24 protein-coding genes and 1 pseudogene are annotated in these 24,129 nt (G+C 72.1%); 16 read left to right on the forward strand and 9 right to left on the reverse strand.

From position 1 onward, the window contains the following. Positions 1–1,293: 1,293 nt before the first annotated feature. Positions 1,294–1,896 carry a polysaccharide deacetylase family protein gene (locus tag ACH4U8_RS37465; RefSeq protein WP_360325122.1) on the forward strand — a complete coding sequence of 201 codons (603 nt, stop codon included), beginning with the start codon at positions 1,294–1,296 and terminating at the stop codon, positions 1,894–1,896. Between the two features lie 412 nt (positions 1,897–2,308). After that, on the forward strand, positions 2,309–2,749 hold the full coding sequence (locus ACH4U8_RS37470) for a peptidoglycan-binding protein (protein WP_360325124.1): 441 nt from the start codon (positions 2,309–2,311) through the stop codon (positions 2,747–2,749). Between the two features lie 2,763 nt (positions 2,750–5,512). Here the strand turns inward: ACH4U8_RS37470 and ACH4U8_RS37475 are convergent. Continuing rightward, positions 5,513–6,925, reverse strand: coding sequence for an oxygenase MpaB family protein (locus tag ACH4U8_RS37475; RefSeq protein ID WP_395782671.1), 1,413 nt, complete (start codon positions 6,923–6,925; stop codon positions 5,513–5,515). Positions 6,926–7,139: 214 nt separating this feature from the next. Between ACH4U8_RS37475 and ACH4U8_RS37480 the strand changes: the two genes are divergently transcribed. The 5 genes from ACH4U8_RS37480 (at position 7,140) to ACH4U8_RS37500 (ending at position 11,335) form a co-directional block, all read left to right on the forward strand. After that, entirely contained in the window at positions 7,140–7,742 is a 603-nt protein-coding gene (locus ACH4U8_RS37480) for a dihydrofolate reductase family protein (RefSeq protein ID WP_360323267.1), read from the forward strand. Between the two features lie 218 nt (positions 7,743–7,960). After that, positions 7,961–8,716, forward strand: a complete 756-nt coding sequence (locus tag ACH4U8_RS37485; RefSeq protein ID WP_395782787.1) for a metallophosphoesterase — start codon at positions 7,961–7,963, stop codon at positions 8,714–8,716. A 50-nt stretch (positions 8,717–8,766) separates the two neighbouring features. Further along, positions 8,767–9,693, forward strand: a complete 927-nt coding sequence (locus ACH4U8_RS37490) for a PP2C family protein-serine/threonine phosphatase (protein ID WP_395782672.1) — start codon at positions 8,767–8,769, stop codon at positions 9,691–9,693. Positions 9,694–9,872: 179 nt separating this feature from the next. Next, entirely contained in the window at positions 9,873–10,493 is a 621-nt protein-coding gene (locus tag ACH4U8_RS37495; RefSeq protein ID WP_360323263.1) for a cyclodeaminase/cyclohydrolase family protein, read from the forward strand. After that, positions 10,490–11,335 carry a bifunctional 5,10-methylenetetrahydrofolate dehydrogenase/5,10-methenyltetrahydrofolate cyclohydrolase gene (locus tag ACH4U8_RS37500; protein WP_360323261.1) on the forward strand — a complete coding sequence of 282 codons (846 nt, stop codon included), beginning with the start codon at positions 10,490–10,492 and terminating at the stop codon, positions 11,333–11,335. The genes ACH4U8_RS37495 and ACH4U8_RS37500 overlap by 4 nt, the downstream gene beginning before the upstream one ends. Positions 11,336–11,352: 17 nt before the next feature. On the opposite strand, the gene ACH4U8_RS37505 is transcribed toward ACH4U8_RS37500, so the two are convergent. Then, positions 11,353–11,727 carry a hypothetical protein gene (locus ACH4U8_RS37505; protein ID WP_360323259.1) on the reverse strand — a complete coding sequence of 125 codons (375 nt, stop codon included), beginning with the start codon at positions 11,725–11,727 and terminating at the stop codon, positions 11,353–11,355. 179 nt (positions 11,728–11,906) lie between these two features. On the opposite strand from ACH4U8_RS37505, the pseudogene ACH4U8_RS37510 reads away from it, so the two are divergent. From ACH4U8_RS37510 to ACH4U8_RS37525, 4 genes and pseudogenes are all read left to right on the forward strand, one after another. Next, positions 11,907–12,164 (forward strand): annotated as a pseudogene (locus ACH4U8_RS37510) (DUF3099 domain-containing protein); the annotation flags it as partial. A 156-nt stretch (positions 12,165–12,320) separates the two neighbouring features. Continuing rightward, positions 12,321–12,587 carry a hypothetical protein gene (locus ACH4U8_RS37515; protein ID WP_360323257.1) on the forward strand — a complete coding sequence of 89 codons (267 nt, stop codon included), beginning with the start codon at positions 12,321–12,323 and terminating at the stop codon, positions 12,585–12,587. Between the two features lie 168 nt (positions 12,588–12,755). Then, positions 12,756–13,625 (forward strand): NAD(P)H-binding protein, encoded by an 870-nt coding sequence (locus ACH4U8_RS37520; RefSeq protein ID WP_379989483.1) that lies wholly within the window; start codon positions 12,756–12,758, stop codon positions 13,623–13,625. 96 nt (positions 13,626–13,721) lie between these two features. After that, complete coding sequence (locus tag ACH4U8_RS37525; RefSeq protein WP_360323253.1) at positions 13,722–13,919, forward strand: hypothetical protein; 198 nt, start codon at positions 13,722–13,724, stop codon at positions 13,917–13,919. A 95-nt stretch (positions 13,920–14,014) separates the two neighbouring features. Here the strand turns inward: ACH4U8_RS37525 and ACH4U8_RS37530 are convergent, their stop codons facing one another. After that, positions 14,015–14,206, reverse strand: a complete 192-nt coding sequence (locus ACH4U8_RS37530; protein ID WP_360323251.1) for a hypothetical protein — start codon at positions 14,204–14,206, stop codon at positions 14,015–14,017. 194 nt (positions 14,207–14,400) lie between these two features. Here ACH4U8_RS37530 and ACH4U8_RS37535 point away from each other — a divergent pair, with 194 nt between their 5' ends. Both ACH4U8_RS37535 and ACH4U8_RS37540 read left to right on the forward strand, forming a co-directional pair. Beyond that, a complete protein-coding gene (locus tag ACH4U8_RS37535) occupies positions 14,401–15,177 on the forward strand; it encodes a hypothetical protein (protein ID WP_395782673.1) in 777 nt (258 codons plus the stop codon). An 85-nt stretch (positions 15,178–15,262) separates the two neighbouring features. After that, a complete protein-coding gene (locus ACH4U8_RS37540) occupies positions 15,263–15,970 on the forward strand; it encodes an alpha/beta fold hydrolase (RefSeq protein ID WP_395782674.1) in 708 nt (235 codons plus the stop codon). Here the strand turns inward: ACH4U8_RS37540 and ACH4U8_RS37545 are convergent. The 3 genes from ACH4U8_RS37545 to ACH4U8_RS37555 all read right to left on the reverse strand — a co-directional run bounded on the left by ACH4U8_RS37545 (position 15,964) and on the right by ACH4U8_RS37555 (position 19,904). Then, positions 15,964–17,766: a SpoIIE family protein phosphatase gene (locus ACH4U8_RS37545; RefSeq protein ID WP_360323245.1), complete on the reverse strand. Its 1,803-nt coding sequence runs from the start codon at positions 17,764–17,766 to the stop codon at positions 15,964–15,966. The genes ACH4U8_RS37540 and ACH4U8_RS37545 overlap by 7 nt on opposite strands. Positions 17,767–17,880: 114 nt before the next feature. Beyond that, complete coding sequence (locus ACH4U8_RS37550; RefSeq protein WP_360323243.1) at positions 17,881–19,236, reverse strand: pyridoxal-dependent decarboxylase; 1,356 nt, start codon at positions 19,234–19,236, stop codon at positions 17,881–17,883. A gap of 200 nt (positions 19,237–19,436) precedes the next feature. After that, on the reverse strand, positions 19,437–19,904 hold the full coding sequence (locus ACH4U8_RS37555) for an Lrp/AsnC family transcriptional regulator (RefSeq protein WP_360323241.1): 468 nt from the start codon (positions 19,902–19,904) through the stop codon (positions 19,437–19,439). A 465-nt stretch (positions 19,905–20,369) separates the two neighbouring features. Here ACH4U8_RS37555 and ACH4U8_RS37560 point away from each other — a divergent pair, with 465 nt between their 5' ends. Next, entirely contained in the window at positions 20,370–21,017 is a 648-nt protein-coding gene (locus ACH4U8_RS37560; protein WP_395782675.1) for a hypothetical protein, read from the forward strand. A 323-nt stretch (positions 21,018–21,340) separates the two neighbouring features. Here ACH4U8_RS37560 and ACH4U8_RS37565 read toward each other — a convergent pair whose 3' ends face one another. Together ACH4U8_RS37565 and soxR are read right to left on the reverse strand one after the other, a co-directional pair. Continuing rightward, positions 21,341–21,481, reverse strand: coding sequence for a hypothetical protein (locus ACH4U8_RS37565; protein WP_395782676.1), 141 nt, complete (start codon positions 21,479–21,481; stop codon positions 21,341–21,343). 252 nt (positions 21,482–21,733) lie between these two features. Beyond that, positions 21,734–22,198 (reverse strand): redox-sensitive transcriptional activator SoxR, encoded by a 465-nt coding sequence (gene soxR / locus ACH4U8_RS37570; protein ID WP_395782677.1) that lies wholly within the window; start codon positions 22,196–22,198, stop codon positions 21,734–21,736. A 92-nt stretch (positions 22,199–22,290) separates the two neighbouring features. On the opposite strand from soxR, the gene fdxA reads away from it, so the two are divergent. Continuing rightward, positions 22,291–22,650 carry a ferredoxin gene (fdxA, locus tag ACH4U8_RS37575; protein WP_395782678.1) on the forward strand — a complete coding sequence of 120 codons (360 nt, stop codon included), beginning with the start codon at positions 22,291–22,293 and terminating at the stop codon, positions 22,648–22,650. Positions 22,651–22,677: 27 nt separating this feature from the next. On the opposite strand, the gene ACH4U8_RS37580 is transcribed toward fdxA, so the two are convergent. Continuing rightward, the gene (locus ACH4U8_RS37580; protein WP_395782788.1) at positions 22,678–23,184 is read right to left on the reverse strand and encodes a MerR family transcriptional regulator; all 507 of its coding nucleotides are present in this window, start codon (positions 23,182–23,184) and stop codon (positions 22,678–22,680) included. A gap of 28 nt (positions 23,185–23,212) precedes the next feature. Between ACH4U8_RS37580 and ACH4U8_RS37585 the strand changes: the two genes are divergently transcribed. Next, positions 23,213–23,983, forward strand: a complete 771-nt coding sequence (locus ACH4U8_RS37585) for a methyltransferase domain-containing protein (protein ID WP_395782679.1) — start codon at positions 23,213–23,215, stop codon at positions 23,981–23,983. Positions 23,984–24,129 lie beyond the last annotated feature (146 nt).

Consider the following 24,129-nt stretch of genomic DNA (forward strand, 5'->3'; position numbering starts at 1 on the left):
TCCCGACCTTTCGGGCTCACGGGTGGCTCTCCGGCCGCCGGTGCCGACCCGAAACGCCCACCGAGAGCCATGACCCACGCGGAATCCGCCACCGGAGTGCGCAACCCGGCCCTCGGCACCCACTCTCGCCGGTCGGTCCCACAAAACCGCAGGTCAGTAGGCCCCCGGGTGCGGGAAGCCGTCTCGGGGTCCGGGTTGTGACCCTTTGGGCTCGCGGACGGCTCGCCGGCCGGCGGTGCCGACCCCAAACGCCCACCGAGAGCCATGACCCATGCGGAATCCGCCACCGGAGTGCGCAACCCGGCCCTCGGCACCCACTCTCGCCGGTCGGTTGCACTAAACCGCAGGTCGGCGCGAAACAGCGGACTCGAAGGCGTCCCGCCATCCGGATCGAGACCCGCTCAACCCACCGGCAGCCCTGCCACCCACGCACCCACCCCGAAACGCCCGCCGAAACGGCCCGACCAACTCGGCAAGGCTCCCCGGCGAACCTCACGGGGCTGCCCTCCCGCTCCGCCGTTGCCGGCGCCTTTCCCTCGGCAGTGGTGGAGCGGTGGCGGTCGACGATGGCGGTGGGGAGGGGTGGGGTGGTGGCGTCGGTCACGTGGCGGGGTGTGGTGCTCGGTGCCGGCGGTGCTGGTGGTTCTGGTGGGGTTGGCGATTTGGGGATTACGCAGATGAGAGCCTCGGTGACGGGTTGTCGTACGAGTACTTACACACGGTTGCCTCTTGCGCGAAATCGGAGAATTTGAGCAAAGTCGACATTCTGCCCAGATCATGTCGCGTTGACACGCGTGACCTGTTGCCGATTCTTCCGGAGTTCGTGTGCCCAAGCCCGTCCCGATGTCTCAGCCGTCCGTCGCCCGTCGCGGGCGGATCCCCGCGCTCCCCGGCCGGGATGCTGCCCGCCGGCTCCCGGCCCTGGCGGTGATCGGCGTGCTCGCGCTGACCACCGTCGCCGCGTGTGGTCCCGGGCACGACGGGGCGGGGCCCGCCCGGAGCGACAAGGCGGGGGCAGTACGCGGGGATCCGCCCACGACGACCGCGCCGGCTCCGGCACCGCCCGACCCCGGGGCCCGGGGCGCGTCCCCCGCCGGCCCGGCCGAGACGGGCGCCCCTGGCCCGTCGGGCCCGCAGCCGCCAGCGGCGCCCTCCGCTCCGCCGACGGGTCCCGCCTCGAAGACCCCCGGCGCACCCTCGTCGGCCGCGACGCCCCACGGCCCCAACCACGCCGCACCGGCCCACCCACCCGCGCCGGCGGCGAACCGGGCCGCGGACATACCCCCGCCACTCGTGCCCATCGGCATCGTACGGAGCACCACCGACCCCGGTGACCGCACGGTCGCGCTCACCTTCGACGACGGCCCCGACCCGCGGTGGACTCCGCAGGTGCTCGCGCTGCTCGACGAGTACGACGTCAAGGCCACCTTCTGCATGGTCGGCCCCAACGCCGCGCGCCACCCCGACCTGGTGCGCCGGGTGGCCGACGCCGGCCATCGACTGTGCGACCACTCGGTCACGCACGACGAGGAGATCGACAAGCGGTCCGCCCCGCGAGTCCGGTACGAGATCGTCTCCGCGCGCGACGAGATCGCCCGGGCCGCCCCCGGCCACGACGTCGACTGGTTCCGCGCGCCCGGCGGCGCGTGGTCACCGACCGTGCGCCAGATGTCGGCCGCGTACGGCATGAAGCCCCTCGGCTGGTCGGTCGACACCCGCGACTGGGAGAAGCCCGGCGTCGACACGATCCTCGACAACGTACGCCGCGAGCTGCGCCCGGGCGGCGTGGTCCTCATGCACGACGCGGGCGGCGACCGTACCCAGAGCATCGACGCGCTCGCGCGGCTTTTGCCGTGGCTGAAGGACCACGGCTACCGATTCGCGTTCCCGGGCTGAGACGACCACGCCCGGCCCGACCCCACGCGCCGGTGCCACTCGACGGGCAACGCATGCTCACATCGGCTCGGCGGGGGCGGTTCCGGCGCAGCGCCCGACGGCGTCCCGAAGGTCGGGCATGGCACGGCGAGGACGTGGGGGAGACCACGTTCACCGCGACAATGACCCCCCGGGAACGTGCCGGGCAACCGGATCATCACCTCGGCCCGTGTCCGAGTCCTGCGCGTGGGCCAACGCGCGGCGTCCTCAGATCCACTGGCGGTCGGCACGGTACAGCGCGACATCCACACGCCCTCGGGCTGCGGCGCGATCCGACTTCTGCCGCCGACCCGCCCTCGCGCGCCGGCCGAACCTCCCAAATCGGACAACTCGCCACCGCGCACGATGAATCGACCTGATCTAGCGTGGAAATATGAAGACACAAAGCACGCATTACACAGTTGTCAAGGGTGACACACTCTCCGCGATAGCCGCGAGGTTCGGAACCACCGTCGATAAACTCGTCGAGTGGAACCACATCGCCGATCGGGACCGGATCCCGATCGGGCTGGACTTGGTGGTCACCGATCCGCATATGAGCGAGAGCTACGTACCGTTCCCCGGTGCCGGCTTTTTCACGAGCTCGCAAGACAGCCCCATCATCTACTCGATGGGGGTCCGCCTGATCCAAGTGGACTGCTCGGCCTGGCTTCCTCCGGAGGGACCAACGTCGCTGTGGACGAAGACCGCCCGGGAGTCCTACGCAATGTGGCAGCGCAAGCTCGGCTACCAGGGTCCGGACGCGGACGGCATTCCGGGCCTGACGTCCTGGACGAAGCTCCGGGTTCCCTACTTCAACAACGAAGGCGACTGAAGACGCCTGGGTCGCAGCCATGTCGTCCTGCCCGACGCAGGGCCTTCCATGGCTGTCGATCCTAGGCTGTCGCCGCCTACTACGCAGCGCGCGTAGCCGCCCTGTAGGAATCGGCGCGCCGGTGTTTCAGGCTACCGAGCCGCTGAACGAGCAGGCCCCGGCCGCAGGTTGGGCGCCGCGGACGACGCGGATCGGCTGCGACCGCATGGTGGAGCCGCCCGGCATGGCGCGGGAACCCTGAACGTCTACCGCGACCGCGAACACGACGACCGTGTCCGCCATGCCGTGCTTACCGTCATGCCGCGCTTACCGTCGCCGTTTCCCCGGCGGAGGACCCGGCCCCTGGCGGGGCACGGTGTCGAACCGGTTCCGTGCACCCGCCAACTCCTTTCCGCCGGTGGCGACTCGCGCCCACCGGCGTCAGGGAGTCCGGGTCCTGCGGGCGTGGAGGAACGACCCACCGGGCCTGATGACTTCCGACGACGTCCCGCCGGTCGATTCCTGGACCGGCGGACCCACGGACGACCTCCGGGGTGACACGCCGAGTCCCTGGCTCGCATGTCTGCGACTCGGCCCGCGCACGTCCTGGTAGCCGCGGCGCAGGAACACGGCCACCGCACGCGGAAGAACACCGGACGCAGGCCCCGCACGGCCTCCAACTCGGGGTTGAGTTTCGGAGCCGAATCGGGTGATGGCCTGCCTGGCCTGCACGCACGCGTCGTCGACGTCGAATGCGAGGGAACACACCGAGTGCAACGACGCCGCACGGAACGGAAGTTCGCGCAACTCGGGTGGCCGACCTCGTTCGAGGTCCTACGCGCCGACCGCAAGGGCGCGCGGGTCGAGCAGGATCGTGGCGACGTACCAGGCGGCGGGTCGCGTGGCGGGTTAGACACCGTTCCGGTGGCGTACCGGCCCCAGACCGCGCCCCGAGGCCTCGGCAGGGATCGCAGGATCGGGGGTCCAAGAGCGCGGCCAACGCAGCAGGGATGCCCTCGGTTGGACCCCTGGCGTCGTCCAGCGGAACATCGCCCGTCCGTGGAAGCACCGGATGCGCCGCCGGTGTCTCGGCTGCGACCCGGATCCGCCGGCTTTCGGAGATCTCCAACTCGGCAAGGAGTTTGCCCGCACGTAGCTTCCCGATGTCAGGAGGGAATTCGGCGAGGCCCTGGCGTTGCTCGGCGGAAAGGCGCTGGCAACGGCGGAGCGGGTGGGCGCTTTCGTCAGGTTCGCCGGGGAGCCTTTTCGAGTGGATCGGGCCGCTTCGGCGGGCGTTTCGGGGTGGGTGCGTGGGTGGCAGGGCTGCCGGTGGGTTGGGCGGGTCTCGATCCGGATGGCGGGACGCCTTCGAGTCCGCTGTTTCGCGCCGACCTGCGGTTTTGTGGGACCGGCCAGCAAGAGCGCGTGCCGAGGGCCGGGTTGTGTACCCCGGTGACGGATTCCGCGTGGGTCATGGCTCTCGGTGGGCGTTTCGGGTCGGCACCGGCGGCCGGAGAACCACCCGTGAGCCCGAAAGGTCGGGACCCGGATCCCGAGACCGCTTCCCGCACCCGGAGTTCCACTGACCTGCGGTTTTGTGGGACCGGCCGGCGAGAGCGCGTGCCGAGGGCCGGTTTGCGCACTCCGGCAACCGAAACCGCCCACTCCCGGCCCGCTATTCGCTTCCTCTCCCACCACCGCCCACCCACCACCCGCCGAAACGCCCCGACCCACTCGGTAAGGCACCCCGGCGGACCTCACCGGGCCGCCCACCCTCCGCGCCGTTGCCAGCGCCTTTCCCGCCGAGCAACACCCACCTCTCGCCGGGAAACCCAAGGCTCCCGGCCACCGGCGACCCCGGGACCGGCTCGATCTCCACCGATCCACGCCGACCATTTAGCCCTGAGCCACCCGCCGCCGACCAAAACGCGACCGCCGGCCGCGAACACCCGACCCACTCGACAAGGCTCCCCGGCGGACCCGACCGGGCCGCCCACCCTCCGCGCCGTTGCCAGCGCCTTTCCGGCGAGCAACGCGCGTGTCTCGCCGGGAAACCCCAAGGCTCCCGGCCACCGGCGACCCCGGGACCGGCTCGATCTCCACCGATCCACGCCGACCATTTAGCACAGAGCCACCCGCCGCCGACCAAAACGCGACCGCCGGCCGCGAGCACCCGACCCACTCGACAAGGCTCCCCGGCGGACCTCACCGGGCCGCCCCTCCGACTCCGCCGTTGCCGGCGCCTTTCCGGTGAGCAACACCCCACGTCTCGCCGGGGATCTCAGGGCTCCCGGCCACCCGTGACTGTGGGACCGGCTCGATCTCCGCCAGCCCCCGCCGACCGTTTAGCACAGAGCCATCCGCCGCCCACCAAGACGCGACCGCCGGCCGCGAACGCCCGACCCACTCGGAAAGGCTCCCCGGCGGACCCGACCGGACTGCCCTCCCGCTCCGCCGTTGCCAGCGCCTTCCCAGGCAAGCAACGCCCGCGTCTCGCCGGGAAACCCAAGGCTCCCGGCCGCCGGCGACCCCGGGACCGGCTCGATCTCCACCGATCCACGCCGACCGTTTAGCACAGAGCCACCCGCTGCCGACCAAGACCCAACCGCCGGCCACAAACACCCGACCCACCCGCAAAGGCCCCGAACGAATCAAACGAAAGCACCCACCCAATCGGCCCCACCCCCGCCCGCGCCCCGCACCACCCCGGCCCCACGCATCACCCCCGTCAGGCCTCCACCACCACCCCCAACCCCGCCCCCAACCCCACCCCCCGCCAGCCCCTCAGGCCCGGCCGAGGACGAATTCGAGGGTGTCCGAGCGGGCTCTGCCCAGGACGCTTTCGCGTAGTGCGTCGGCGAACTCCTCGACGGTGACCACCCCGTCGCCGTCGGCGTCCATCGCGTGGAGCCAGGCGATTCGTTGTGTCGCTGCGGCGTCCGCGCCGAGCAGGCGGGCGTAGTCGGCCTGATCGATGCGGCCGTCCCCGTCCCGGTCCACCGCTGCGGCCACCGAGACCATCAGTGCGGCCATGGCGGCACCCGGCGCGGCGTCGGCGAGCACTCGGTACTCGTCGGCGTCGACCACGCCGTCCCCGTCGGTGTCGGCCGTGGTGCGCAACTCGTCCCACCAGGCGTGGAAGGCCGCGTACATGACCTCCTCGTCCACGGCGGCGAGGTCGAGTCGATCGCTGAACACCCGGGCGAGCGCGGCCAAGTCGGGCCAGGACAACACGCCGTCGCCGGTCTGGTCCAGGATTCGTACGAAGAGATCGGCGAGTTGCGCCGCCGGCTCGGCCGCACGATCGTGGGGGCCGAACCGGCGCAGCCCGCGCCCCGCTTCCCGCTTGGCCGCGATGTAGGTCGCCGCGAGCGGCATGTAGACCCACTTCGTCGGCAACAGGTCACTGGCCACCGCCGCGGTCCGACACGCGAGCGACACCATCGTCTCGGCGCCGAACGGCACTCGGCCGCGCTCGCCCAGTTGCTCCCGGTAGCTCGGCGGCAGGGTGCTCGCGACGACGGTGCGGATCGCGGCGCCGAACGCCGCGCAGCCGGCCGACCACACCGCCTCGGGGACGAAGGACAGTGCTGCGGGCGCGGGCAATCGGCCCAGTGCGTCGAGGAGTTGCTCGACCCCCTGTCCGGCCGTGAGCTTGTCCCGTACCGTCTCGTCGAACCAGACGCGGAATTCCTCGACCGTGCCCGGCATCGCGTCCGCCGGCACCCCGAACTGCAGCCCCACAAGCAGCCATTCCGCGTACAACTCGGCCTGCCGCTCCTCGTCGAGCGGATCGCCGCCGAGCTCGCACATCAGCACCATCGCGTCGAACACCGTCAGGTGCACCCACGCCTGTGCCTCGGGGTCGAGCGCGGAGTACGCCCGACCCTGCGCGTCCACCCCTTTGACGTGCCCGTGCAGCCGGCGCAGCCGGGCCACCTCGCGCTCGCGGTCCGCCTCGTCCTGGTAGAGCAACCGCTGCAGGCTGAGCATGGTCTGCTCGATCCGGCGCCACGGGTGTTTCCGATAGGTGGAGAACTCCACCACCCCGGCGTCGACCACCGGATGCGCAGTCTCCAGCACGATCGCCCGACCGATGGTGGTCAACAGGCGCCATTGGCCCAGATAGCGCCAGGAGAGCGAGCCCGCGCCCGGGAAACCTTCGGGGCGGTCCGACATCCGGGGTGCGTCCGACATGGGTGACCTCTCTCGCCGCTCGGCTGGTAGTCGTGACGATACAATCCGTCACCTTCGACCGTGGTCGATCCGGAGAACCGCCGAAGCCACGGCCGCGGGACGGCCGCGCCGATGAGTTTCGGGGGCGGTCCCGGTCCACCTCACTCAGACTGGAAGAGCCGACCCGGCCCGCGCCGTCGACGCCGACCGGGCCGTCGCCGAGGAGGGCAGTCGGATGGCAACAGTGATGGCCGAGAAGACGATGTCGCTGGACGGGTTCATCGCCGATCCGTCGCATGACGTGGCGGAGTTGTTCGGGTGGTACTCGAACGGGCACGTGGAGACACCCGCGCCCGGTGGGGGAATGACCTTCCGCACCTCGGTGGCGAGCGCCCGACACCTGCGCGAGTTGTTCGTCAACACGGGGGCGATCGTGACCGGCCGCCGACTGTTCGACGCCACCGACGGGTGGGGCGGCAGCCATCCGATCGGCGTGCCGGTGTTCGTGGTGACCCATCACGTACCGCGGGACTGGGTCGCCGCGCATCCGCAGGCGCCGTTCACCTTCGTCACCACCGGCGTGGAGAACGCCGTCGCCGAGGCCGGAGCGGTGGCGGGCGATCTGGCCGTGGGCGTCGGCGGCGCCGACATCGTGCGCCAGTGCCTGAACGCGGGCCTGCTCGACGAGATCGTGGTCAACCTGGTGCCGGTGTTGCTGGGCGGGGGCATCCGCTTCTTCGACCATCTCGCCGACGTCCCGATCGAGTTGGAGGCGACCCGGGTGATCGAGGGCCGGCACGTCACGCACCTGTACTTCCGGGTGGTGCGCCCGACCTGAGAACTCGGGGAGGTGCCGCGCGAGCGGCGCGGAGCGGCACCTCCCCGAGTTGCCGCGTGAGCGGTGCGGCGCCGGTCGATCGCCCAGGGCGGGAAAGTGGTCCGGTCCTCGAACAGTTCACTGGACCTTCACGCCGGTCCGGTGGCGTGCGTAGCGTCGCCTTCATCGCGGCCGAGTACACCGGAACCACCGCATTCGCCTCCCCCAAGGACGCCCGCATGATCGTGTTCGCGCACCTCAGTGACACCCACCTCGACGGCGGCCCGCACGCGGCCGAGCGCACCCGGGCGGTGCTGGCCCACCTGAACGCGCTCCCCTACGACCTGGACGCGGTGCTGGTCACCGGCGACATCGTGGACAACGGCCTGCCCGCCGAATACGACGAGGCGCGGGCCCTGCTCGCGTCGCGGCACCCGGTGCTGATCCTGCCCGGCAATCACGACGTACGCGGGCCGTTTCGCGCGGGGCTGTTCGACGAGCCCGCGGGCGACAAGCCGATCAACCGGGTGCACCGCACGGCCGGCGGCGCGGTGTTCGCGCTGTGCGACTCGTCCATTCCGGGTCGTGCGGACGGCCTGCTGGCCGACGAGACGCTGTCCTGGTTGACCGACGTGCTGGACGAAACCCCGTCCACCACACCGGTGTTCGTGGCCTTTCACCACCCGCCGGTGGAGCTGGGCAGCCCGGAGATCGACCGGATCCGCCAGTTCGGCGCCGAGCGGTTGGCCGAGGTGATCGCCCATCGGCCCAACGTGGCGGGTCTGCTGTGCGGGCACGCGCACACCCCGGCGGCCACCACCTTCGCCGGCAAGCCGCTGATCGTGGCGCCCGGTGTGGTGTCCACGATCAACCTGCCCTGGGAACGCGGCGGCGACGACGCCCCGTTCGTCGACCCGAAGCTGCCGCCCGCGTTGGCGTTCCACCGGCTCGACGACGAGGGTCGGCTGACCACACATTTCCGCGCATTGGCCTGATCGCCCGATAGCGTGCCCCGAATACGCCAACGGAGCGAAGGGGGCCGCCGATGTTCGGACGACGCCGGCAGGACACGGGGAGCACGGCCGAGGCGGGCTTCGCGGCGGGGCCGGTGTGGGTGCGCGCGGCGGCGGGCAGCGTGGTGGGCAACAGGTATCGGGCCAACTTCGACGTGCTCGGCCTGGAGCCGGGGCTGCGGCTGGCGGCGGTCGCCGACGGCATGGGCGACGGTCCCGGGAGCACGGCCGCCGGGCGGATCACGATGAACGAGTTCACCGCCTCGATCCGCCGGGCCTCGGCCGCGGGCATCGGGCCCGACCCGACGGCGCTGCGCGCGAGTGTGGCCGGCATCCAGGACCTGGTGCTGGCCGCGGCGGCGGGGTTGAGCGGCTTCACCGGGTGCACGCTCACCGCGCTGATCGCCGAACCGGACCCCCGGCCCGAGGCCGACGCGGCCGCCGCATGGCTGGTGCAGATCGGCGACTCGCGCGCATATCGGCTGCGCGCCGGGCAGTTGGACCTGCTGACGGTCGATCACACCGAGGCGTGGCTGGGCGCGCTCTACGGCTGGTATCCGGCCGACTCGCCGCAGGCCGCCGCCGCGCGCTACCGGCTCAGCCGCTACGTCGGACACCCCGGCCGGCCCGAGCCCGACGTGCTGAACGTGACCCTGCGGCCCGGCGACGTGTACCTGCTGTGCACCGACGGGGTCGCCGAACAGATCGACTACCGCCCGCTCGGCGCCCTGTTGGCCGCGCCCGAGGCGCCCACCGAAATCGTCGCCCGGCTGCTCGCCGCGACCCTGGAGGCGGGTGGCCACGACAACGCGACGGCGATCGTGCTGTGCGTGGACCACCGCACGGACCAACGCACGGACCACCGCCCGGACCACCGCGCGGACCAACATGTGGACCATCGCGCCGATCACCCCGCCGATCACCGCACGGCTCGGCCCGCCGACGACTCCCGGACCTGAGCACCCGACACCGTCCGCTCGATGCCTCCCACCCGACACTTCCCGCCCGACGTCCCCACTCGACATCACCCCACGGCCGCCGCGTCGATGCCTTCCACCTCGGGGTTCCAGGCTTCGTCGTGCTCCGTGCGAGGATTTGCGAACGTGCGGTAGCCCCCACCGAGCGAAGGACGAGCGCGATGCGCGACGAGAAGATCAGCGAATACCTGGACCGCCTCGCCGACCGGGTTCCGGCGCCGGGGGGCGGTGCGGCCGCCGCGCTGCACGCCGCACAGGCAGCCGCGCTGCTGGGCATGGTCGCCCGGTACACCACCGGCGACAAGTACGCCGAGCATGCCTCCTCGATCGCCGAGGTGGTCGCGCTGACCGACGAACTGCGGGGCGTGGCACTGCGGTTGGCCGAGGAAGACGCGGTCGCGTTCACCGCGGTGACCGAGGCGTACACGCTGCCCCGGGACACCGACGAGGCCAAGGCCGTGCGCTCGGCCACGATCGCCGCCGCCCTGGTCGGCGCGGCCAAGCCGCCGGCCGAGGTGGTCGTGCTGGCCGCCGCGTGCGTCGAACTGGCCGAGAAGCTGCTGCCGATCGGCAATCCGAACGTGATCACCGACGTGGCCGCGGCGGCCGAGGCGGCGCGGGCGGCGGCGACCACGGCGCGGGTGAACATCGAGATCAACCTCGGCGGCATCCGGGACGAACAGGCCCGCACCGAACTCACCACGCAGGCCGGGCGGGTGGACGACATCGCCACGCGCGCCGATCAGGTCACCGCGGCCGTCCGCAAGGAGATCGCCCGATGACCGCGACCGTACTCGCCGGCAAGGACCTCGCGGCCGCGATCCGCGCCGAGACCGCGACCCGGGCCGCGCTGCTCGCCGAGGCGGGCTCCCCCGTCACCCTGGCCGTCGTGGTGGCCACGGCCGACGAGTCCAGCGCCTGGTACGTGCGTTCGATCGCGCGGGCCGCCGCGAAAGTCGGCATCACCTGCGACGTGGTCGACCTGGGCGCGGACGCGACCGCGGCGGCGATCCGGGGCACGCTGGCGGCACTCGGCGCGGACGACGACGTGCACGGGATCATCCTGCAGACCCCGCTGCCGGAGGGCGCGGCCCTGGAGGACCTGGCCGGCGCGATCCCCATCGGCAAGGACGTGGACGGCGCCAACCCGCTCTCGCTCGGCCGGCTGGCCGCCGGGCTGCCCGCCTTCGCCCCGGCCACGGCCGAGGCGGTGGTGGCGATCCTGGATCACCACGGCGTCGAACTCGCCGGTCGGCACGTCGCGGTGGTCGGCCGCTCGACGGTGGTCGGCAAACCCGCCGCGCACCTGCTCCTGGACCGCAACGCCACGGTCACCATCTGCCATTCGCGGACCAAGGACCTGGCCGCGCTGACCTCGACGGCCGATGTCGTGGTCGCCGCGGTCGGCCGCCCCGGCCTGATCACCGCCGAGCACGTCGCGCCCGGCGCGGTCGTGGTCGACGTGGGCACCAACCCCACCGCCGACGGCGGCCTGGTCGGCGACGTGGACGCGGCCTCGGTGACACCGGTGGCCGGCGCACTCACCCCCGTGCCGGGCGGCGTGGGACCGGTGACGACGGCGCTGCTGCTCGGCCACACGGTGCGCGCGGCGACCTCGGCCTGAGCCACCGGGCCGCCGCGTCACCAGCGGGCGACGCGGCGGCCGTCCCGTTCGTGCCAGCGGCCCGGGAGGTCGAGGATCTCGGCGCCGGCGGCGCGAAAGCGCTCGGCGGTGGCCCGGGCTCGTTCCGGATCGAGGGCGAACACCCACAGGCCCGGTATCAGTACCGTCCGCACGACGCCGGCGATCACGTTGGCCAGCAGGTTCTCCAACTCGGGCTGCTCCTCGTTCGAGGAGACGCCGTTGTCCAGACACACCACCGGCCGGCTCAGGCCGAGCCCCTGCGCGTACGCGGTCAGCGCGTTGCGATGGGCGGCCATCTCCCAGGGGTCGCGGGGATAGCACCGTAGATAGGCGACGGGCGCGCCGACGAACGGAGGGGAGACGGTCGTCATGGCGACTGATTCCTTTCCGGCGATCGGCACGGACCTGCGGTCGCGCCTCGCCGCCAGTCAACACCGTCCCGACCGAAAGGTCTATACCAATATTGTCACCTCCGGGTAACTCCCGAAAACCGACCGGTCCGCCGCCGACACCCGCCCCGTCCGGCGGCCCCCGGACGTACCGTGAAGAGATGAGCACCAACGATCCGGGCACCCCCGGTGGTGGGGGTGCCACCCCGTCCGGGCCGGTTCCGTCCCAGCGCCGTCGACGCAAGCGCTACTTCGTGATGATGGGCATCTGCCTGCTGCTGTTCCTGCTGGCCGGCACCGTGGTCTACCGCTGGTCGTTCGCCGCCGCCGCGGGCATGACCATCGTCGCGATGGCCATTCCGCCGTTCGCGGCGATCGTGGCCAATCGCCGCGAGCGCGGCGACCGCTGGTGGGACGAGTAGCAGCCGCGGTCACCGAGTCGTCCGGTCGTCGGTGGTGCGGTCACGGCTTCGTCCCGACGCGGTGACAACCGCGAGCACCACGAACCACGGCGAGCGTCGCGCCCGTCCTCCTCGACGACCCGCGATCGCGCGGGCAGGGAGAAGGGGGCCGAGATGCCCATCGATCCGGGTATGCAGGCGGCACGGCAGGCTCAGGCATTCCGGCAGGACGTCGACCGACGGGCCTTTCGCGAGCAGATGTTCGCCGCCGACCGGCGACGCCGGCGCGGCGGGCGCTCGGGTAACGGCGTACTCCTGCTGTTGCTCGTGCTCGGCGCGGTGTTCCTCGCCGCGAAGTATCCCGACCAGGCACACGACTTGGTCGACCGGAGCCGCCCCCTGCTCGACCGGGTGCTCGGCTCGCTCGACGACCTGGGCTGACCCGAGCGCACCCGAGCGCACCCGAGGGCGCGCCGGACGGGCTCGGTTCGAGGGAAGTGCGACAACCGGGCAGTAGGGTCGGGTGGCCGAGCGGCCGGATGCGGTGCGGCCGTCGAATGCGGAGCCGGCCGCGGGCCGTCGGGCCCCGGGCCAGGAGAGGACGTCGTCATGGGACCAGTCATCGCGGTCACCGGAGCGAGCGGTCAGATCGGTGGCCGGGTCGCCCGCCGGCTCGCCGAGGCCGGCACGGCGCAGCGCCTGGTGGGCCGGGACGCGTCCCGGCTGCCGGAGTTCGACGGTGCGGTCAAGGCCCCGCCCGCGTCCTACGGCGACGGGGCGGCGATGCGGCGGGCCCTGGAGGGGGCCGACACGCTGTTCCTGGTCTCGGCCCACGAGAGCGCCGATCGGGTCGGTGAGCACATCACCGCCGTGGACGCGGCGGTGGCGGTCGGCATCCGACGGATCGTCTACGTGTCCTTCCAGAGCGCGGCGCCGGACGCGACGTTCACGTTCGCGCGCGACCACTGGCACACCGAGCAACACATCCGGGACACCGGACTGCGGCACACGTTCCTGCGCGACAGCCTGTACCTGGCGGTGCTGCCCGCGATGGTCGGTGCCGACGGGGTCATTCGCGGTCCGGGCGGGCAGGGGCGGGTCGCGGCGGTGGCGCACGACGACATCGCGGACGCGGCGGCGGCGGTACTGCTCGGCGACACCGCGCACGACCACCTCACCTACGACCTGACCGGCCCCGAGGCGATCACCCTCGCGGAGGCGGCGGCGGAGCTGACCCGCTTCGCCGGGCGGCCGATCGAATACGTCGCGGAAAGCCGGGACGAGGCGTACGCCTCCCGCGCGCAGTACAACGCGCCGGCCTGGGAGATGGCGGGCTGGGTGACCTCGTACGAGGCGATCGCCACCGGCGAGATGGCCAAGGTCTCCACCGCGATCCCGATGCTGACCGGCCGGCCCGCCCAGAACCTGGCCGGCTATCTGACCACCCACCCCCAGGCGTGGGAGCACCTCAAGGCGTAGGTCCGGCCGACGGCAACCGATCCAATCGACCCCGACGACTCCCCCGACCGGCCGTGCCCGGGTGCGGCCGGCTCCGGAGCCGGGTCTGCTGAAACCATGCACCCCAAACACCCGATCATCGAGCTGACCGAGCTGCTGATGCGCGAGACCGACCTGCCGCAGGATCGCGCGAGCGCCCTCGTGCAACGCATCTGGGACGCGGGCGTGGCCGAGGGCACCCGCCGGATGACGGAGGATCTGGCCGCCGCCAACCGGGAAAGCGCGGAACTGCGCCGCGCCCTCGACGACGAGTGACCCGAGCCGGGACGACCACCCCCATGGCGCCCGTCGAAGGCGTGGTTTCCCCCCTCGGGGCCGGACCGGGACACCACGCCGGCCGGTGACGGGTCCTACAGCGGGAGCGGGCCGGCGAGCGGGTTGACGCGGTTCAGGGTGTTCACGCCGTCGGGGTAGACGGCGGTCGGGACACCGACGACCCGGCCGCTGTTCGGGGTCGGTTCCTGCGCGTGGGCGGCGGACGCGCCGAGGGTCACGGCGAGGGCGGTGCCGGCCAACGCGGCGGCGGCGATGCGCTTGTTCATGTCCCGCCCAACGAGGTCGCGGGCACTTGGTCACCGCGGCGCCCGCCGAGGCGGCCCGGTTCACCTGTTCGGCGTTCGTAGCCCGCCGCGCACCGGGAACAGGAGCACCGACCCGGAGGAGGAGTGCGCATGGCGGAGCACCGCAGGCGGCGGATCGGCGGCACGGCGCGATGATGCACGACGGTCGGCTGCCGATGAGTCTGGCGTTCGCGTCGCTGCTGCTCACCTTTCTGGCGACGCGGACGATCACCCGGCTGATCCGGGCCGGTCGAGGCCCGTTTCGCAACGTCAGTCCCGGCGGTGTGCACATCCATCACGTGGTGCCGGGCATCGTGCTCGCCCTGATCGGCGGCTTCGTCGCGGTCGGCACCGGCCAATACCTGGTCGGCCGGTCGATCGCGGGGGTGCTGCTGGGGATCGGCGCGGGGCTGGTGCTGGACGAGTTCGGGATGATCGTGCACCTGGCCGATGTGTACTGGACCGAGCAGGGCCGGATCTCGATCGAGGCCACGGTGTTGGCCACCGCCGCGGTCGGCTTGGCGGCGAGCGGTTTCGTACCCTTCGACGCGACGCCGGAGGGCGGCGGCGTCGCCGATCAGGTGGTGTGGCTGCTGGTGTTGTTGCTGGACGTGGCGATGGCGGCGATCACCTTCGCCAAAGGCAAGGTCGGTACCGGCGTGATCGGCATCTTCATCCCGATCGTCAACATCGTCGCGGCGATCCGGCTGGCCCGACCCGGCTCTCCGTGGGCTCGGCGCTACTACCACGACAAGCCCCGCAAACTGCGCCGTGCCACCGCGCGGGCGGCCCGCCGCGACGCGCGCTGGAAGCCGATCCGCCGCCGCTTCGAGGACACCATCGCCGGCAGCCTGGTCGCCGCGCCCCCACCGCCGAAGTCCGAGCCGCAGGGGCACCGACGGGTGGTCGGCACCCGACACACCTGGTACCGCCTCCCCAGCACCCCGACCTGACCGGAAATCCGCCGAGCCCCGATCCCGGGCCCGTCGGGCCGTGTCCTCCCGCTGGGTGGCGGTGCCTCCGCGTAGGGTCCGGTGCATGGTGGATACCGCGTATGTGTTGGTTCCCGGGGCGGGTGGGGTTGCCTGGTATTGGCATCTGGTGGAGGCCGAACTGCGGGCGCGGGGGCGGGATGTGGTGTCGGTGGACCTGCCCGGTGCGGACGAGGCTGCGGGACTGGCGGAATACGTGGACCTGATCGTGGCCGCCGCCGCGGATCGGGAGCGGGTCGTATTGGTCGGGCAATCGCTGGGCGGGTTCAGTGCCTCGCTCGCGTGTGCCCGACTGCCGGTCGCCCTGCTCGTGTTGCTGAACGCGATGATCCCCGAGCCCGGCGAGAGCGCCGGCCGGTGGTGGGCCGCCACCGGCCAGGACGCGGCACGGCGGGACAACGACGAGCGCGCCGGCCGACCTGCCGACGCCGACTTCGACGCGCTCGTGTACTTCCTGCACGACGTCCCGCAGGCCCTGATCGACGAGGGCGAGGGCCGGCAACGCGGCGAGTCCGACGCGGTGTTCGGCACCGCGTGGTGGTTGCCCGCCTGGCCCGACGTACCCACCAGGGTCCTGATCGGCCGCGACGACCGGTTCTTCCCCCTCGCCTTCCAACGCCGGGTCGCCCGAGAACGCCTCGGCGTGCTCGCGGACGAGATGCCCGGCGGCCATCTGCTCGCGCTCAGCCGCCCGGTAGAGCTGGCCGACCGCCTGGAGCGCTACCTGGCCGACGTCGAACGCCCGGGTCACTGACCCGGGTTCGCCGCCGCCGGCCCCGGGCCGCCCACCGGCCGTTGTCGCGCGGCCAGGACCGCGATGTCGTCCTCCGGCTTGTCGGTGACCATCCGGGCGATCAGCGTGTCCACCAGACGCACCAACGGGGTCTCGGCGGTCAGTCCCACCCGGGTCAGCCGCTGCAGCGATTCGCCGATGTCCTCGCCCCGGCGCTCGATCAGGCCGTCCGTGTACATCACCAGGACCCGCTCGGGTTCGCTGCGCCGACGCACCGAGGTGTAGCCGCCGAAGCCGGTGCCCAGCGGCGGTCCCACGGGGACGTCGACGAGTTCGGCCGTGTCGCCCGGGCCGACCAGCAGCGGCGGCAGATGCCCGGCGCTGGCGAAGGTGACCGCGCCCGCCGCCGGGTCGACCAGGACCAGCAGGCAACTCGCCACCCGTTCGATGCCGGCCTTGGTGCTGGTGCGGTCCACCGCGGCCAGAATCTCGTGCGGCTCCTGATCGGAGCGCGCCTGCACCCGCAACAGCGCCCGGAACTGGCTCATCTCCACCGCGGCCTGCACACCGTGGCCCATCACGTCGCCGACCGCGAGCAGCGTGCGACCGCCGCTGAGCGCGACCGCGTCGTACCAGTCGCCGCCCACCTCGACGCTGCTGCCCGCGGGTCGGTAGCGCGAGGCCAGTTCGATGTCGGGGTGCGGTGCGTCCGGGGCGGCCAACAGCGCGTGCTGGAGGGCGAGCGCGATGTCGTGTTCGTGTGCGTAGCGGCGGGCGTTGTCCACGCTGATCGCCCCGCGCCGGGCCAGGTCGCGGGCCAGCACCACGTCCTCGGTGGAGAACGCGTCCGCCGCGCCGTGCCGGGCCAGGCTGACCATGCCGATGGCGCTGCCGCGGGCGACGAGCGGCAGCGCGACGATCGAGTGCAGGCCGACCGAGCGGAAGATGTCGACGCGGTCGGGGCTGGACACCTCGCGGGCCAGTTCGTCGTCGCTCACCCGGTTGACCACCACCGGGCTGCGCTCGCTCAGGGCGCGCGGCACCATCGAGCCCTGTTGGTAGTCGACGTTCTCGCCGGGTCGGCGCAGGATCGCGGCCTGCTCGGCCATCCCCGGCCGGTGCGACAGCGCGGCGCGCCACATCCGGACCATGTCCTGTGGGGCGTGCGGGGTGCCGTTGGCGCCCTCGACCGCGAACACGTCCACCGCGGCCACGTCGCCGAGTTCGGCGACGAAGAGTTCGGCCAGTTCCTCGCAGGTCTCGACCAGGTCGAGGGTGGTGCCGACCCGGGTGGCGGCGGCGTCCAGGAAGGACAATCGACGGCGGGCCGCGTCCAGTTCCAACTGGGTGCGGCGGGACTCGGAGACCTCCAGGATGACGCCGGCCAGGCCGACCACCGCGCCCTCGTGCTCCAGGCGGTGGTAGGCGCCGTGCCACCAGCGACGGTCGGGCGGGCCCGCGTGGGTGATGCCGGTGGAGGTGGCCTCGCGGGCCACGCCGTCGCGCAACACCGCCCGGAGAATCTCCTCCTGGGCGTCCACGTCCGGGAGCACCTGGCCGATGGTGCGGCCCAGGTGCTCCTCGGCGGCGAGGCCGTTCATCCGGGCCAGGGCCGGGTTGACGTAGAGGTAGCGCAGGCCGGGGCTCATCACCGCGACCGCGGCGCGGGTGCCGTCCAGCAGGCCCTGGAGCACCGCGTACGCGCCCGCCTCGCGCGGGTCGGAGCCGTTCGCCCCGACCAGGCGCGCCACCGCGCCGGTCACGGCATCGACCTCCGGCACCGTCATCGGCGGGTCCGCGTACTCGTCCAGCGCCACGCCTGTCCTCTCCAGCCCCGGGTTCCCGTGAGGCGCCCGGCTCCCGGAAGCCGTCCATCGGGTTCCAGTCTGGGCCAAGGCAACCCGAACGCGCGAGCGGCAGGCCGCAGGGCGTTACATCATCGTGGCCAGGATCTCCTCGACCATCGCCATCGTGGTACCCGGATGCAGGAAGGCGAAGCGGGCCACCGTCTCGCCCTCCCAACCGGTCGGGGTGACGAAACCGACCTGGCCGGCGAGCAGTCGATGCGACCAGTCCAGGTAGTCCGGGGCGCTCCACCCGACGCGGCGGAAGAGCACGGCGGACAGCTCCGGATCGCGGATCAGTTCGAGGTGCGGGGTGGCGCGGATCAGCGCCGCGCTGTCCCGGGCCAGGGTGAGCGCGGTCTCGATCGCCTCGGTGTACGCGTCGGTGCCGTGCACCGCGAGCGAGAACCACAGCGGCAGACCGCGGGCCCGCCGGGTGAGGTGGTAGGCGTAGTCGGTCGGGTTCCACTCCTCGGGCGCGTCGGTGTGCAGCACGTCGAGATAGGACGCGTCCTGGGTGTGCACGCCCCGGGCCAGGCTCGGGTTGCGGTAGACCAGCGCGGCGCAGTCGAACGGCGCGAACAGCCACTTGTGCGGGTCGACCACGAAGGAGTCGGCCAGCTCGATCCCGTCGTAGCGGGCCCGCACGCTGGGCGCGAGCAGGCCGGCGCCGCCGTACGCCCCGTCCACGTGGAACCACAGGTCACGCTCGCGGGCGACCGCGCCGATCCCGGCCAGGTCGTCGATGATGCCCGCGTTGGTGGTGCCCGCGGTGGCGACCACGCCCACCACGTCGTCCGCGTCCGGGTCGGCGGCCAGCGCGGCGCGCAGCGCCTCGCCGGTGAGGCGGTGGTCGGTGGTCTTCACCACGAGCGCGTCCACGCCGATGATCCGCAGCGTGTTGCCGATCGAGGAGTGCGCCTGGTCGCTGACCGCGATCCGCAGGCGGTCCCGGGCGGTGGCGCCGGTGCGTCGCCGACCCATGTCCCGGGCGACCACGAGCGCGGACAGGTTGCCCGCCGAACCGCCGCTGACGAAGCAGCCACCGGCGCTCGCGGGCAGCCCGGCCAGGTCCGAGATCAGCCGCAACACCTGGTTCTCGGCGGCCACCGCGCCGGCCGCCTCCAGCCAGGAGATGCCCTGGAGGGACGCGCACGAGACGACCATGTCGAACAGCAGCGCGGCCTTGGTCGGCGCGGCCGGGATGAAGGAGAGGAAGCGCGGGCTGTCGCAGGAGATCACCGCCGGCGCGAGTTGGTCGGCGTAGATCGCCAGCACGTCGCCCGGGTCGTTGCCGCCGGCGCCGATCAGGCCGTCGAGCACGCGGTCGAGCTTGTCCTTGCGCCCGGGGTGGTCCAGCGGTACCGGATCCAACGCGAGCCGCTCGCGCATGTAGTCGAAGACCAGGTCGGCGAGGGCGGGGTCGTACCGGTGCATGCGCATGTGGGGCTCGGCAATCTCTCGGCGCGTTCGGGCGAGGCACCCGCGCAGGGTTGGGTACCCGGACGGGGGACTTTTCCCGCGCGGGTGGCGTTCTCACGAAAGCCGGATGAGGGTGCCGGGTCGGTCTGCACCGGCAGTTCAAACCCTACGTACGCGTGTGCGACCGGGCCAAGAGGTCGATCTTGCGCGCCGACGCCGATCTATTGCGTCTCCACTCCCTGCCAGGCGGTTCCATTGCGCCTGACCAGCCGGGAAAGCACGACACAGCTCTTCGAGCGCACCACGAACGGCTCCGCCGCGATCCGCTCCAGGACCTGCTCGAAGTGCTGCACATCGGCGGCGAGCAGGTGGATCACCGCGTCCGCGTCGCCGGTGACGGTGCTCGCCGAGACCACCTCGGGGAACTTCGCCAACGCCTTGCCGATCTCGCTCGGCGAGGTGCGCCCGACGCAGTACAACTCGACGAACGCCTCGGTGGTCCAGCCGAGCGCGGCGGGCTCGACCGACGCGGAGAAGCCGGTGATCACACCGGTGGCCAGCAGCCGATCCACCCGCCGCTTGACGGCGGACGCGGACAATCCGACCCGGGCGCCGATCTCGGCATACGTCGAGCGCGCGTCGTCGATGAGCGCGGTGATGATCCGGTTGTCCAACGGGTCCAGCGCCATCGATCGGGTCTCCTGGGTACGGGTCGGGCGGGGTTCGGGCCGACGGGGCACAGTGACGGTAGCCCACTGCGGCTGCACCGCCCGATTCCCGCTTTCGCGGGGCGCCGCGTGCGGTCCTGTCGAGGAGTCGACGGGCGGTCGAAAATGGGAGGCGGGCGGGGAGGTTCGCGCCGTACGATGCTCCGTCCGTCCGTACGATGCGCCCTCCGTCCGCCCGCCCGCCGCGGTTGCCGTCGGCGGCAGGTCGGGCGCCTGCCCACACCACGCCGGCTGCCGGGCGTCCCCGGCCGAAACCGTCCCCGCCGCGATGTCGGAAGCGGCGGCTCTGGCGTGCGGAGTCCGCTTCGTGGCGCGTACGGACGTCGCAGGAGGGAGCACCGCCGCATAGCGTGCAGTTGTCGGGGGTCCGAAGTCGGCGAAGTGAACGCGCGCCGGGCTTCGGGGAGCAACAAAGGAGACTGAACGATGCCCATCAAGGTCACAGTGATCTACCGGGACACCGCCGAGGGTGTGCGCGCACAGGCCGACGCGGTGGCCGCGGTCGCCTGGAACACCGGCGCCGACGTCCGGCTGCGCCGCCTGCCCGGCGCCCGGACCGAGAATCCACAGCCCGAACATCCGCAGGGCGAGGACCCAAAGGCCGAGCAACCACACACCGAGCAGGCACACGCCGATCCGAAACCCGATCCGCCCGCGACCGCGCGAGACCTGAGCTGGGCCGACGTGATCGTGCTCGGCGCCCCGGCACGAGACCGCGAGGTTTTCACCCTGCTCCGCAGCCTCGCCGACTCCGCCACCGCCTCGGCCACCGAATCGGCCGCCCGCGAGATGCGCAACGAATGGGAACGCCGCAGCGCCCAACAGGTGTTCGCGGTCTTCGTGACCACCCCGGCCCCCGGCACCCGGCACGGCGGCCTGATCCACAGCTTCGCGATCACCTACCGGCCCGCCCCCGGCTCCCCCGACCCCGCCCCACAACGCTCGATCACCACCCTCACCCCCACCCCCGCCGACGACCCGACCCTGCTCTCCCTCGACCTGGCCCGCATCCAGACCCGCCGCTGCGTGGAACTGGCCGCCGCCCTCCGCGCGGCCCGAACCCTGCCGGTCTGACGCCGACCCGCGCCCGTGGCCCGATGTGGACCGGCTCACGTCACCCGGTGGATCCGGGGTGGTCGAGCGCTGGGTGGACCAAGGCGATCCGCCTGATCCGGGCCACCGCCTCGGGGGCGGCGGCCAGGGCGGGGAGGGCGTGCTGCCGGCCGGGGCGCCACGCCGAACCGGCGTTGACCGTCCTCTACCGCCCCGACCCGACCTGCCCAGGGTCGAATCACCCCCGAAGCCCGGCCTCCCGGGCAACCCCGACGGATACGTCCACGCCCCATACGCGATGGTCGGGGCACGCGAACGCCCGTGCTTCGGGCGGTACTTACCGGTCAGCGGCGGCGGGTGGCCAGGATCGTGCCGCCAGCGGTGGGGAGGTCTGCGGTCAGCAGGTCGGGGTGGGTGGTGAGAGTGGTGCGGACCGCGTCCAGGGCTTGGCGGTGGTCGAGGTGGGTGGCTCGGGTCGGGTCCATGCGAGCAGGCGGCCGACTCCGGGCTCGCAGGACAACGGGAATTCGCGGATGCGAGCCGATTCCTCGGCCGCGAGCACCAACGCGGGACGGTCCGGATGGCGGTGATCCTGGTCGGGCTCGGTCATGGTCGCTTCCTCGGTGGTGAGTCGGCCGTATTCCTTGACCGCATCAGATTGGCTTCGAGGAGCGGTAGTGGGTCGTGCGAACCGGGGTTCGGCGGCGGGACGTCGGCCGAGCGTCGGGAGGCACGTCTCACAGTCGTCGGGGGCCGACACCATCCTCGGCGAGCGTGTCGCCGGGGTTGAGCAGAGCGTATGCCTTCATGGAGAGACATCCGCAGCCGATACACCCGGTGAGCTCGGTCTCGAGTCGCTCGATGGTCTGTCGACGCTGCTCCAGTCGACGCTTCCAGCCACGCGAGGCACGCTGCCACTCCTGGTGACTGGGCGGACGGTCGAGCGGGACGTCGGCGAACGCCTCCCGGAGGTCCTGCAACGGGATGCCGATCCGTTTTGCCACCGAGATCAAGGCGACTCGGCGAAGCATGTGCCTCGGGTAGCAACGCTGGTTGCGATCGTCGCGTTCGGACGCGATCAGGCCGAGCTCTTCGTAGAACCGCAGAGCGGAGACGGCCGCCCCGGTCCTGGCGCTCACTTCGCCGATGCTCAGCCAGTCGTCCGGGCGGGCCCGGACCTCACCGGAACGGTAGCTCGTCATGTGCACCCTCCCTGTTGACCTCAAGATTACTTGAGGCCCTACGGTCGGCTGCGTCCAAACGATACGAACGGCCCGGAGAGGATGGCAGCTCGATGACTTTTGTGATCGCTTTGCCCTGTGTGGACGTCACCGACAAGGCATGCATCGACGCGTGCCCCGTCGACTGCATCTACGAGGGAGAGCGCATGCTCTACATCCACCCGGACGAGTGCATCGACTGCGGCGCCTGCGAGCCGGTGTGCCCGGTCGAAGCGATCTTCCTCGAAGACGACACCCCGCAGGAATGGCGGCACTTCAACACCGTGAACGCCGAGTTCTTTTCTGATCTCGGCAGTCCCGGCGGCAGTGCGAAGCTCGGTCCGATCGCCCGGGACCATGCGATCGTGGCGGCGCTGCCGTCCGGGGGTGCCGTCGCCTCGGCCCCTTCCGATCCCGCCCCCGCAAAACGCTGAACCGGGCATCAGCGCCTTCAAGGTCGATCAGGAGTCGGTTCGGCCGCAACCCGGGATCGGCTCCGCGTACTTCGGGTGTGGGGAATCGGATGGGGATGCCGATGGCGGTTCCGTGCTCATGCGGTTCACGATCAGGCCGAAATGGGCGCACCGGGTGTAGTCCTCGCGGTCGCAGCCGAGGGCGCATTCGATGAGTGCGAGTGAAGCCTGCGCTGCTGCGATTCGGGAACGGAGTACCTCCGCCTCTTCGGAAAGGATGTTCCGTCGATTCGCGGCACCGGCCGTGGCGACCAACGAGCGGATGGTGTCGAGGGAGAGCCCTGCCTCCTTGGCGCGCAGGACGACCGTGACGCGGGCGACGTCCGCCGCGCCGTAGCGGCGGCGGTTCGCGGCGTCGCGGGCCGGGGCGAGGAGCCCCATCGTCTCCCAGTGACGCAGGACGTGCGTGGCCAGACCGAAGCGTGCGGCGAGGGCGCCGATGCTCATCGGGCCGCGCGCACCGTCGTCAGGTGTCCTGTGCTCGCTTGACTTCATGCCGACATTAAGTCCCAGGCTGTCGCTCATGACCAGGGAGACGGAACAGAAACGCCCGCCGACCGACGGCCTCGTCGCGCGACTCGACGAGGCCGATCGCCTGCCCGGCGCCGAGGAACTACGCCTTTTGTCCTACGACTTGCTCGGGGCCGGAGCCGGGGCGTGTGTGGTGGACGTGGGGTGCGGCGCCGGACGAGCCGTCGCGGAGCTGGTCGAGCGGGAGGTGCAAGCCGTGGGCGTGGACGCGAGCGCGCAGATGATCGCCGTCGCCCGCGGCCGGTGGCCCGAGGCGGAGTTCCGGGTCGCGGACGCGTACGAACTGCCGCTGCGGGACGCTTCGGTGGACGGCTATCGAGCCGACAAGGTGTTCCATGAACTGGCGGAACCCGAGCGGGCGTTGGCGGAGGCCCGCCGAGTTCTCCGGCCCGGCGGGCGGATCGTGCTGGTCGGCCAGGACTGGGACGCCTTCGTCATCGACTCCGACGATGCGCCCCTCACCCGCACCATCACGTGCGCCCGCGCCGACCTGATCGTCGGCCCGCGGGCGGCTCGCCGGTACCGCAACCTGCTGATGGACGCCTGCTTCCGCGACGTGACGGTCCGGGCACCCACCGGCGTGTACACCGGATCGGCCGGGTTGCCCCTGCTCACCGGACTCGCCGAGGCGGCCTGCTCCGCCGGCGCCGTCACGAGCGAGCAGGCGGACCGATGGATCGCCGACCAACGCGCGCGGGCCGAAGCCGACCGACTCTTCCTGGCCGTGCCGATGTTCGTGGCCGCGGCGACCGCACCGCACTGACATGGTGGCCACCCGGTCGGGTACCGGCCGGGGCCCCACCCGACCATGCCGGCCGGACACCGGCCGCCGAGCGGCGATTGTCCGAACCCGACTTGGCACCACAGGTGTGGAACGAAGCCTCGCGCAGCGATCCGCAGGGGGTCCGG

The sequence above is a fragment of the Embleya sp. NPDC020886 genome (genome assembly GCF_044333915.1).
Classification (GTDB): domain Bacteria; phylum Actinomycetota; class Actinomycetes; order Streptomycetales; family Streptomycetaceae; genus Embleya.